This window comes from Promicromonospora citrea (genome assembly GCF_013004695.1).
Classification (GTDB): domain Bacteria; phylum Actinomycetota; class Actinomycetes; order Actinomycetales; family Cellulomonadaceae; genus Promicromonospora; species Promicromonospora citrea.
In genome coordinates, this window is the sequence record NZ_JABEMG010000151.1 from 1 (window position 1) to 10,058 (window position 10,058).

Sequence of the window (10,058 nt, forward strand, 5' to 3'; positions counted from 1 at the left end):
AGCTGCGCGGCGACCGTCTGCGCGCGGTCGAGGTCACGCGCGGCGAGGACGACGTGCGCGCCGCGGGCCGCGAGCGCCTCCGCGGCGGCGCGGCCGATGCCGCTCGAGCCACCCGTGACGACGGCGGTCCGGCCGCTCTGGTCGGGGACCTGCCGGGCGGACGACAGGGTGGACGACAGGGTGGACGGGGTCTCCGGCGTGGCGGGGGTCATGGTCACGAATGTATTCAGCGCACACATTGTTGTCAATGACTACATTGTGGCCGCGGCCCGTACCCTGGGACCCATGACCCAGACCCGCCCCTACCACCACGGGAACCTGCGCCAAGCCGTGCTGGACCGGGCCGCCGTCGTCCTGCGAGAGCGGGGCGCCGCCGGGCTGTCGCTGCGGGAGCTGAGCGCCGACGTCGGCGTCTCCCACGCCGCGCCGCGCCGCCACTTCGCTGACCGCCAGGCGCTGCTGGACGCCGTCGCGGCCGACGGGTTCGCCCGGCTGGGCACCCGGCTGCGCGAGGCGGTCGACGCGCACCCGCGCTACGCCGACCGGCTCCGGGCGGCCGCGACGGCCTACCTCGACTTCGGGCTCACCGAGGCGAACCTCGTCGAGCTGATGTTCGCGCACCAGCGCGGCGCCGGCGGGGCGCAGGTCCGGCAGGGCGCGACGGACGCGTTCGAGCCGCTGCTCGACGTCTTCCGGCACGGCCGCCAGGAGGGGGTGGTGGCCGACGGCGACGCCGAGCGCCTCGGCCTGCTGCTCGTCGCGACGGTCCAGGGCATCACGAACCTCGTCGCGTGCGGGGTCGTGCCTGCCGCCGAGGCCGGTGCGCTGCTCGACGCCGCCGTCGGCCGGTTCCCTGGCGCCGGCGCCTAGTACTACAGCCGTAGATCGGGTCGCTGACCTGGGATGATGCCTGGACGTGGGGCGGCCACCGCCGGGATGCTTCGTTGCTTGTGTGGAACAAGAAGTCCGTGGCGGTGGCCGCGGCCAACAGCGTAGACGCTCAAGCGTGGCAGGCCGAGTTCGAGACGGCGTTCGAGCAGGTCGCGGCCCGGTTCACGCGCCGAGACGCACGTGGCGTGGCGCGGGATCTGCTGGCGGGGCTGCTCGCTCCGTTGGAGCGAAAGAACTGCTGGACGATCGCCGAGCACGTCGGCCACAAGAGTCCGCACCGGCTCCAGCACCTGCTCGGGCGCGCGGTCTGGGACGCCGACGAGGCGCGTGACGACGTGCGTTCCTACGCGCTCGGGCACCTGGCCGATCCGGGCGCGGTGCTCGTGGTCGACGAGACCGGCGACCTGAAGAAGGGCACCAGGTCGGTCGGCGTGCAGCGGCAGTACACCGGCACCGCGGGCAGGATCGAGAACGCGCAGGTCGCGGTATTCCTGACCTACGCCGCGCAGCGTGGGCACACGTTCATCGACCGGCGCCTGTATCTGCCCGATTCCTGGACCGGTGACCAGGCCCGGCGTGAGCTGGCGGGCGTGCCCGACGACGTCGTGTTCGCGACCAAGCCGCACCTGGCCGCGACCATGATCACGAACGCCGTCCAGGCCGGGACGCCGGCAAGGTGGGTCGCCGGGGACGAGGTCTACGGCGCCGACCCGTACCTGCGCGCCACCTGCCGGCGGTTGGGCCTGGCCTACGTGCTGGCGATCGGCTCCAACCGTGTGGTGCCGACCGGCGCCGGACCGCTACGCGCCGACAAGGCCACCGACCGGGTCCCGGACGGGGCCTGGTCGCGGATGTCGTGCGGCGACGGGTCCAAAGGACGACGCTGGTACTCCTGGGCGCTCCTCGAGCTGGAACCCGAGGTCGACGGATCGGACCTCGGGTCCGGTCACCACAGCCTGCTGGTGCGTCGCAACGACACGACCGAAGAGCTGGCCTGGTACCGCTGCTGGACCCCGCGACCCGTCGCGATCGGCGACCTGGTCCGCGTGGCCGGACGCCGGTGGACCGTCGAGGAGAACTTCCAGGCCGCCAAGTCCCACACCGGCTTGGACGAGCACCAGGTCCGCAACTGGAACTCCTGGCACCGGTGGACCACCCTGGCGATGCTCGCCCATACCTTCCTGACCATCCTGGCCGCCGCCATGAACGACGCCGAGCCCACCGACGACACCGCTGGCCTGATCACGATCACTCTCGGCGAGGCCCGACGACTGTTCACCACCCTCGCACCGCTCGCCACGACCACCACTGCGCGAGTCCTGGCCTGGTCAAAGTGGCGACGCCGACACCAACACCGCGCCCAACGAGCCCACTACCAACGACGCGAAGGCAGCATCAGCGCAGCTCACAGACCCGATCTACGGCTGTAGTACTAGCCCGAGCCGTGCGCCATCACTCGGCACCGCCTCCGCCGTCGCTTGCCATGATCGATCTGGACGCCGACTCGTCGATTGTTCGCAACCAGGCCCAGCGCGTGTTCCTGGAATCGCGCGCCCTGTACCAGCTCGCCGAGTGCAAGACGGTTGCGGCCCAGGTGCTCGCCGACTATCCCAACGCCGCCTACCTCACCCTCGAAGACGCAGACCAGCCCGGCGGGACCTGGCTCACCGGCGACGTGACCGATGCCGACAGCAACATCCTCGGCGACCTCGAAGCGTTCGACGACGACCATTGGGGCGCGATCGACGACCTTCCGCCCGAGCCGCCCTGGCGAGCGGGCGCTGACGGCGTGATGCGTCCCGACGCACGGTTCGACTTCATCGAGTGGCGCGGAACGCACACGGGCAACGCCCGCATCGACCCACGCGCCGCCACAGCCCTCGACCTACGAGCAGGCCTGTGACGCCGAATCACTCGCGCGCAGTGCTCGCTTCGAGTGCTGCTGCGACGGCCTCGAACTCAGCCAGGGCCGCGGTCAGGTCCTCGACGATCTCACGGGCAATGACCTCGGGCGCTGGAAGCCTGTCGAGATCTTCGAGGGACTCGTCGCGAAGCCAGGTAATGTCGAGGTTGACCTTGTCCCGTGCGATCAGCTCGTCGTAGTCGAACGCCTTGAACCGCTCGGACTCGACACGCTCATCACGCGGCTTTCCCGGAGCGAAGCAGTCGACGAAGTCGTCCAGATGGGCTCGGGTCAGCGGATTCTGCTTGAGCGTGAAGTGCTGGTTGGTCCGCAGGTCGTACACCCACAGCTTCTGCGTCCACGGCTCCTCCGACGCGGGCTTCTTGTCGAAGAACAGCACGTTTGCCTTCACACCCTGGGCGTAGAAGATCCCCGTCGGCAGGCGCAACATCGTGTGCAGATCGAAGTCGTTCAATAGCCGGCGCCGCAATGCTTCGCCAGCACCGCCTTCGAAGAGGACGTTGTCCGGCAGGACGACGGCGGCGCGCCCGTTGATGTCCAGGATCGTTGCGATGTGCTGCAGGAAGTTGAGCTGCTTGTTGGAGGTCGTGACCGTGAAGTCCTGCCGCTCGATCTCCCGCTCCTCGCTCGCCTCCTGACCGTCGGCACCGACATACCGCAGCGAGGACTTGGTCCCGAAGGGCGGGTTGGCCAGCACCACCGACCACCTATCCCCCGGGTCCGCAGTCAGCGCGTCCTTGACCTCGATCAGACTCTCGCCATTGGCCTCCCCGATGCCGTGCAGCAGCAGGTTCATCGCCGCCAGGCGCGCCGTCCCGTCGACCAGTTCGACGCCGTGAGCGAACCCGTTACGCAAGTGGTCCCGCTGGGGCGGCGTCATCGACTCCGCACCTCGAGCCGCGTACTCGTGCGCGGACAGCAGGAACCCGCCCGTGCCACACGCGGGGTCGACCACGGTGTCCGCGACGGTGGGCTGCACGCAGTCGACCATCGCCGAGATAATCGACCGAGGTGTGAAGTACTGCCCCGCACCCGAACCCTTGTCCGAAGCGCCCTTCGCCAGCAGCGACTCGTACGCATCACCCTTGATGTCCGTGCCGGCCTGGGACCACTGCTCCTTGTCGATCAGGTCGTGAATCAGTCGCTTGAGCTTGGCCGGGTCCTGGATCCGGTTCTGCGCCTTGCGGAAGATCGTGCCCAGCGTCCCCGGCTGCCTACCCAGGCCCACCAGGATCTGTGTGTACACGAGCTCCAGCTGAGCACCCTCGGCGTCCAGCAGCCGCTGCCACGAGTACTCCTCGGGCACGATCTGTTCCGGCTTCAGCTTCCGCGTTGCCCGCTCGTGCGCCATCTTCAAGAACAACAGGAATGTCAGCTGCTCCGTGTACTCGATGACACCCACACCGTCGTCACGCAGCACATGCGCGTACGACCAGATCTTGTCCACCAACCGGCGTGCGTCAGCCACGACCGTTCCCTTCTCCATGCGGGTGTGACCCGCGGTCGTCGCTCGTTGCGCCGGGCAACTGCACCTTCATCTGCCTGCCGCTCACCACAGCAGAGCCTCTTCGTGCTCGATTTCGGACACGGCCTCGTGCTCCACCGTCGCCGAATACTCTTCTGCCACCTCTAGATCCGAAGGCCGGCCGGTCAACCGGCCCGAGAACGCTGCGGCGAATAGTGAGCGCCGTAAGGAAGCGGACCGAATGCGCTGCCCTTCGATCGCTTGCCGTGTCCTCTCCAAGTCGGTCAGCAACCCTTCAGCGCGTGCCGCTGCATCGGCCTGGATGGGTTCGTCGGGCAGCTCGATCGTCAGCGCCGCGAGCTTTGCGCGTCCGAGGTGATTGATTCCTACCCCTCGCGCTTCGGGCATGAACCGCCCTGACATCGCGTCCGCAAGCAGGTACTTCTGGATGAACCGAGGGTTCGCAGCGTGGCAGCGAACCCTAAGCAGCGTGTTCTGGAAGCAGACATCGGCGGGCACTCCTTCGTAGATAACGGATTTGCCGACCTCTGCAGCGCTGCCTGACGCTTCCGTTAGCAAGATGTCACCAGCCTCGAGGTGGTAGGTCGCTTCCTCGGACTCGGTGAAGTTCATCTTCATTACGTCATTGAGACGGAGCTTGTTCCAGTCAACATTCGCAGCACGGAGGTAGGGCCGCATCCTGTCCCCGGAATGGTTCTTCGGGGATCGCTGGCGACCAAGCCGCACCTCCGCGACGTCAGACAGCAACATCGGCTGAACGTCCGGCAGCCCGTGCGTCATCTGCATGAGTGCCGATGTGGTCAACCGCGCCAAGCGCCGGGAGGCCCTACTCAGGTAAGAATCGGACGCATCGAGACGGGATAGGTGGTCTTCGAGGAACTCAACGATCCGCCGCTGTTCAGGCAACGATGGCACAGGCACCTGCAACCCCGAACGGAACCTCGCGAGACTTACCTTCCGTTGCGCAACGCCACTGGTAATCCCAAGGACCTGCTCACGCACCGCAGGCGACTGGAGCGCATAGGAGATGTAGTAAGGATCAAACTCGTCGATTGGGCGGAGCCTTATGCAGTCAGCCGTAATCACGGCTGGCACCGGGCCAGAGAACACGGCCGCGTCGCCGGGAGGTTCCCCCATTTTTGTGACAAGCACGTCCCCCGGCTCCGCCTGATGCGCTCGCAGTTCCTCTGCCTTCGCCGGGCCTACATACGCTCGGGGTGCGCGAAAATTGCCCGTTCGAATGTCGCGAACGAACACGAGCGGAACACCCTCAGTGGTGTAGTCCGTTGTCTTGAGACTACTCCCGAAAGGGCCAATTACCAGGCGTGTCTTGTCCTCGCCCGCGATCTCATGTGGTGTGAGCCAACGCCACCCCGCAGGCAGGCCCGTCACGCCGTGAGCTCCCTATTGAGTTCCTTGAGTAGGTCGCCAGCTTCGTCGCCGAGGTCGCGGAGTGCGCCGTCGACGCCGCCTCGTTCCGTGAAGGGGGCTTCGTCGAGGTCGTCGGCGGTGATGCCGGCGGAGTTGGAGATCACGTCGACCATGCGGTCGAGCCACCACCTTTGCGTCTCAGAGAATGTGGTACCGGCCTGCTCCTGGGCGAGGAGCCAGCCGACATAGCGGGAGGCGACGAGTTCGGCGTAGGGCACGAGCTCGTCGGTAGCCCCGAGCGTAAACCGGACCAGTGACACGACGTCGGTCAGCCGGGATCTGTCCCGGTGTCGAACTCGTCCGGCGTCGAGTTGTTCGTAGGCGGCCCAGATCAGGTCCGGGGTCCAGTTGTGCGGGGGCCGGGCGATTCGGTCGGCGAGTTCCTTGATCGCTGCGAACGGCACGCCACCGGCCTTAGCCTCGTCGAGAATCTGGATCGCGGTGATCTCGTCACGGTGCTCGTTCAGGTACACGGTCCAGGACTCGACGACCGACCTGGCACGATCTGGGTCCACCACGCCGTGCGCGTCGAGCAGCACGTCGGGCGTGACCTCGTCGATGATCTGGTCGTGGCTGCGGCGCATCTCCAGGATCCGTGCACGCAGTTCCGGGTTCGCGGCCAGGGGTTCGATCGCCGTCTCGATCAAGTCATCGACGACCGCCGTCGGATCGACTCCAGGGCCCGCGGCGTCGACTGCTGCAGCCTGCAGGTCGGGGTCGACGGCGTCAACAAGGCCACGCACCACCCGCTTGAGCGGAATCTCGGTGAGCGCGTTGAGCTCGGCGCGCTCGCCGTCGGACAGCTGCAGCTCGAGCGCCGCCAGGCGCGATGCCAGGGTGGCCACTTCGGACTCGGTGATCGTCAGCGAGGCGGCCTTCTTCAGGAGCTTGTCGAGGGACGCTCCCCGGTCGCGGTTCAGGGGCGGCTCGACGAAGTCGTGCTCGGTGACTCCGACGGCATCGACGATCACGAACCGTGTCTTGGTCGTGGCGGTCGCGTCGGGGGTGACGGCCTGGAAGTCGGCCGGGGCGATGGTGCGGGCGCCGCGGCCCTTCATCTGCTCGAAGTACTGGGCCGTCTTCACGTCCCGCATGAAGAACACGCACTCCAGGGGCTTCACGTCGGTGCCGGTGGCGATCATGTCCACCGTCACGGCGACCCGCAGTTTCGCCGAGGTGCGGAATGCCTGCAGTGCGGCCTTGGGGTCGCGTGCGTTGTAGGTGATCTTTGCAGCGAAGTCGTTGCCTTTGCCGAAGACCTCGCGCACCGTGGTGACGACCTGCTCGGCGTGGGCGTCGTCCTTGCAGAAGATCAGCGTCTTGGGCACCGCCGATCGTCCGGGGAAGATCTCGGTGAACAGCCTGTCGCGGTAGGTCTCCAGGACCAGACGGATCTGGTTCGGATTCGTCACCGCCCGGTCGAGCTGGGGGCTGGTGTACTCGACGTCCTCGTCCAGGGCCTCGATCCGCTGTACGCGGGTGCGGCGGTCGATCTTGGGGACCACCATCCCGGCTGACAGCTGGCCGCCCTGCTCTGTGACCTGGGTCTTGATGCGGTAGATGTCGAAGTCGACGTTTACGCCGTCGGACACGGACTCCTGATACGTGTACTGCGAGACCAGGTTCTGCCGGAAGAACGCGAACGTCTGCTTGCCCGGCGTAGCCGTGAGTCCGACCACGTGCGCGTCGAAGTACTCCAGAACGCCGCGCCAGAGCCCGTAGATGGAGCGGTGAGCCTCGTCGACAATGACCAGGTCGAACGTCTCGGGCGGCAGATCGGGGCTGTACTGGACCGTAACCGGTTTGTCGGGGACATAGTCGTCGAGCTGCGGGTCGTCAGTGTCAGGGACATCCTTGCCGCGCAACACCGAGTGCACACGCTGGATCGTGGAAATCACCACGTTCGAGCTGGCGAGCATGCCGGCGCCGGTGAGCTTGTCGACGTTGTAGATCTCGGCGAACCGGCGTCCGTCGTCCGGGGTGGTGTAGTTCTGGAACTCAGCGAGGGTCTGGTCGGCCAGGTTGTTGCGGTCTACCAGAAACAGCACCTTGGAGAACCCGCCGTGCTTCAGGAGGCGGTATGCGAGGGTGACCGCGGTGAAGGTCTTGCCGGCACCGGTCGCCATCTGCACCAGGGACCGGTCGAACCTCTGCTGCGCCAGCGAGAGCTCGGTGTTATTGATCGCCTCGACCTGCGCCGGCCGCAGGAGCGTCTCGTCCAAGGGCGGCATTGCCCGGACCTTCGCCCGCCATGTCGAGGCGCCCGGCGCGTCCTCGGCAGCGCGGAGGAGGCGAGCCAGCGCCGTCGGCTTCGGGAAGCTGAAGATCTTCCGGGCGCGCGGGTCTGGGTCCAGGCCGTTCGTGAAGTGTGTTTCCGTGCCCGATGCCTCGAAGACGAACGGCAGTCGGTCCTCGACCAGGGTGGCGCGCTTGCGGTGCTGTTCCGGAAGGCCGGTGGCGTACGTCGCGGACTGCCATTCCACACCGGACAGTGTGGTTCCCACCGGCTTGGCTTCGATCACCCCGACCACTCGACGGTCCACGTACAGCAGGTAGTCGGCGCGACCATGCCCCGCCGCCATGATCGCCTCGCGCACCGCGATTCCCTGGCCGGCGAACAGGTTCAGCGCGTTGCCGTCCTGTACGAGCCACCCGGCGGCCTCGAGCTGACCGTCGATGCGTACACGAGCGCGGGCCTCCGCCGGGAGGCGGGGATCATCGTCGGCTGCCACGCCGCGAGTCTACGGGGTGCCCAACCCGAACACCCTGGTCAACGCACCTTACGCGTCGTGGTCACCCGGGTGAATCCAGGCGGAGTTGGCGCCGTAGATCGAAGCCACATGAGCGTTCAATCTTGGGCGACACTGGTGCGGTCTGACTCGTCAAGGCCGCGGGGATTCGGTGCTCCTGTTCGAATCCCGAGCTGTCGTACTTGCTGGGCTGGCGTGGTCTGGTCGTCCCGCACTCCACCAAAGCATGAGCATCCAGCGTCAGCCCGCGGGGTCGCCGGACTCCACTGGTGGGCGATTCGCCCCGTCCATCCTCGGCGAGAGCGCCACCCACCTCACGCCGGCGGACATAACGCCCAGATTCCCGAACTTGGCCGCCGGCGTCGATGCCGGGATGACCGGCAAGTGTCGCAACTGTGACCGCATCACCGGGTTCTGGGAGCTCGACGGCCACTCCGGGTTCGTGCACCTCAACGCCGACGGATCCCTTGCTGAGGTCGACAAGGACGGCAACCCCGAGGACCTGTCCGACGGCCCGACACCGGATCCGGAGATGTACGAAGGCGATACGAGCTACCTCGACGACCTCTGGAGCAACACTGACTGGGGGCAGTTCTACGACTCCCGCAGCGCCCGCAACGAGCTCGAGCTCAACGAGCGCCGCGCCCTCGACTCAACCGGCGGGATCGACCTGAACCAAGACCCAACGACGGTTCGCAGCCAGGCACTGACGCTCCTGTGGAAGATGCAGGACCTGTCCCTCCAGGCAGGTATGAAGGCCGCCTCGGTCGAGATCATCGCGGAGCACCCGGATGCCGCATACCTGAACCTCGATGAGAGCGACCAAGGATCGGCCTGGTATGCGACCGGAATCGCCGACAAGGACGACCGAGCAATCGCGCACTTTGAGGAGTTCGAAGACGAGCACTGGGGCACCACCTCCGACCTACCAAGTGAGCGCGGCCTTCGCGACTACCCGTGGGTAGTCCTTTCAGACGACTCGCTGCCCAAGATCGACCTGCGCCAGGCCGCGCAGATCGACCTGCACGCCATCTTCGAGCAGAAGGGCCAAGCATGAGCCAGGCCAGGCAACCCTCCACGACCGCAAGGGCGTCGGCCCGACACCCCAAAGGGGCTCCGAACTCCAGCGGTGGCCAATTCGCCCCGTCTCCCCATGACGAGAGCGCGCCAGCCGTCCCACTGAACACGCCCACCAAGGTTCGTCCGCCCCGCCAGGCAACCGAATTCATCGAACGGATGATCCAAGCCGGATATCTCTCCCCCGGCGCCCGCGGGATGGATCCCCGCGAGGTGATCGAGCAGCACGCCGAGGCGAGCGCCATGCCCTTCGTGCAGAAGGCCTCCTGGTACGAGCAAGCTGGCATGTACATGCGGGCCGGCGCCGAGGACATCCGCGAAGGTGACCGGATCGACCTTGAGCCATTGATGCGGGAGTACTCGAAGGACGCTGGGGCCTGACCCTGGTTCTTGGACACGCTGATTCCAGCATCTGCTGGGGAAGCGAGATGATCAGGAACTATGGCCAGGAAGAACTACTCCGAGGAGTTCCGTCGCCAGGCCGTGGACTTGTACGAGT

Annotated in this window: 9 protein-coding genes; 5 read left to right on the plus strand and 4 right to left on the minus strand. The window is 66.7% G+C overall.

The genetic code is table 11. The features are described 5' to 3' along the window. A partial coding sequence (locus tag HLB15_RS20315) for an SDR family NAD(P)-dependent oxidoreductase (protein WP_171108068.1) occupies positions 1–212 on the minus strand: 212 nt, incomplete at its 3' end. Positions 213–285: 73 nt separating this feature from the next. Between HLB15_RS20315 and HLB15_RS20320 the strand changes: the two genes are divergently transcribed. The 3 genes from HLB15_RS20320 (at position 286) to HLB15_RS20330 (ending at position 2,794) form a co-directional block, all read left to right on the plus strand. After that, positions 286–870, plus strand: a complete 585-nt coding sequence (locus tag HLB15_RS20320) for a TetR/AcrR family transcriptional regulator (protein ID WP_171108070.1) — start codon at positions 286–288, stop codon at positions 868–870. A gap of 104 nt (positions 871–974) precedes the next feature. Further along, positions 975–2,321, plus strand: a complete 1,347-nt coding sequence (locus HLB15_RS20325; protein WP_171108083.1) for an IS701 family transposase — start codon at positions 975–977, stop codon at positions 2,319–2,321. A gap of 53 nt (positions 2,322–2,374) precedes the next feature. Then, positions 2,375–2,794 (plus strand): hypothetical protein, encoded by a 420-nt coding sequence (locus tag HLB15_RS20330; protein WP_171108072.1) that lies wholly within the window; start codon positions 2,375–2,377, stop codon positions 2,792–2,794. A gap of 7 nt (positions 2,795–2,801) precedes the next feature. On the opposite strand, the gene HLB15_RS20335 is transcribed toward HLB15_RS20330, so the two are convergent. From HLB15_RS20335 to HLB15_RS20345, 3 genes are all read right to left on the minus strand, one after another. Beyond that, a complete protein-coding gene (locus tag HLB15_RS20335; RefSeq protein ID WP_171108074.1) occupies positions 2,802–4,283 on the minus strand; it encodes a class I SAM-dependent DNA methyltransferase in 1,482 nt (493 codons plus the stop codon). A gap of 81 nt (positions 4,284–4,364) precedes the next feature. After that, positions 4,365–5,693 carry a restriction endonuclease subunit S gene (locus HLB15_RS20340; protein WP_171108076.1) on the minus strand — a complete coding sequence of 443 codons (1,329 nt, stop codon included), beginning with the start codon at positions 5,691–5,693 and terminating at the stop codon, positions 4,365–4,367. Continuing rightward, the gene (locus HLB15_RS20345; protein WP_171108078.1) at positions 5,690–8,464 is read right to left on the minus strand and encodes a type I restriction endonuclease subunit R; all 2,775 of its coding nucleotides are present in this window, start codon (positions 8,462–8,464) and stop codon (positions 5,690–5,692) included. Before HLB15_RS20345 ends, HLB15_RS20340 begins: the two co-directional genes overlap by 4 nt. 244 nt (positions 8,465–8,708) lie before the next feature. On the opposite strand from HLB15_RS20345, the gene HLB15_RS20350 reads away from it, so the two are divergent. Both HLB15_RS20350 and HLB15_RS20355 read left to right on the plus strand, forming a co-directional pair. After that, positions 8,709–9,539 (plus strand): hypothetical protein, encoded by an 831-nt coding sequence (locus HLB15_RS20350; RefSeq protein ID WP_171108080.1) that lies wholly within the window; start codon positions 8,709–8,711, stop codon positions 9,537–9,539. 233 nt (positions 9,540–9,772) lie between these two features. After that, entirely contained in the window at positions 9,773–9,940 is a 168-nt protein-coding gene (locus HLB15_RS20355) for a hypothetical protein (protein ID WP_171108082.1), read from the plus strand. Positions 9,941–10,058 lie beyond the last annotated feature (118 nt).

Bases quoted from the DNA above. Each gene is read 5' to 3' on its own strand.
- HLB15_RS20320 (WP_171108070.1), top strand. From the start codon at position 286: ATGACCCAGACCCGCCCCTACCACCACGGGAACCTGCGCCAAGCCGTG.
- HLB15_RS20330 (WP_171108072.1), top strand. From the start codon at position 2,375: ATGATCGATCTGGACGCCGACTCGTCGATTGTTCGCAACCAGGCCCAG.
- HLB15_RS20350 (WP_171108080.1), top strand. From the start codon at position 8,709: ATGAGCATCCAGCGTCAGCCCGCGGGGTCGCCGGACTCCACTGGTGGG.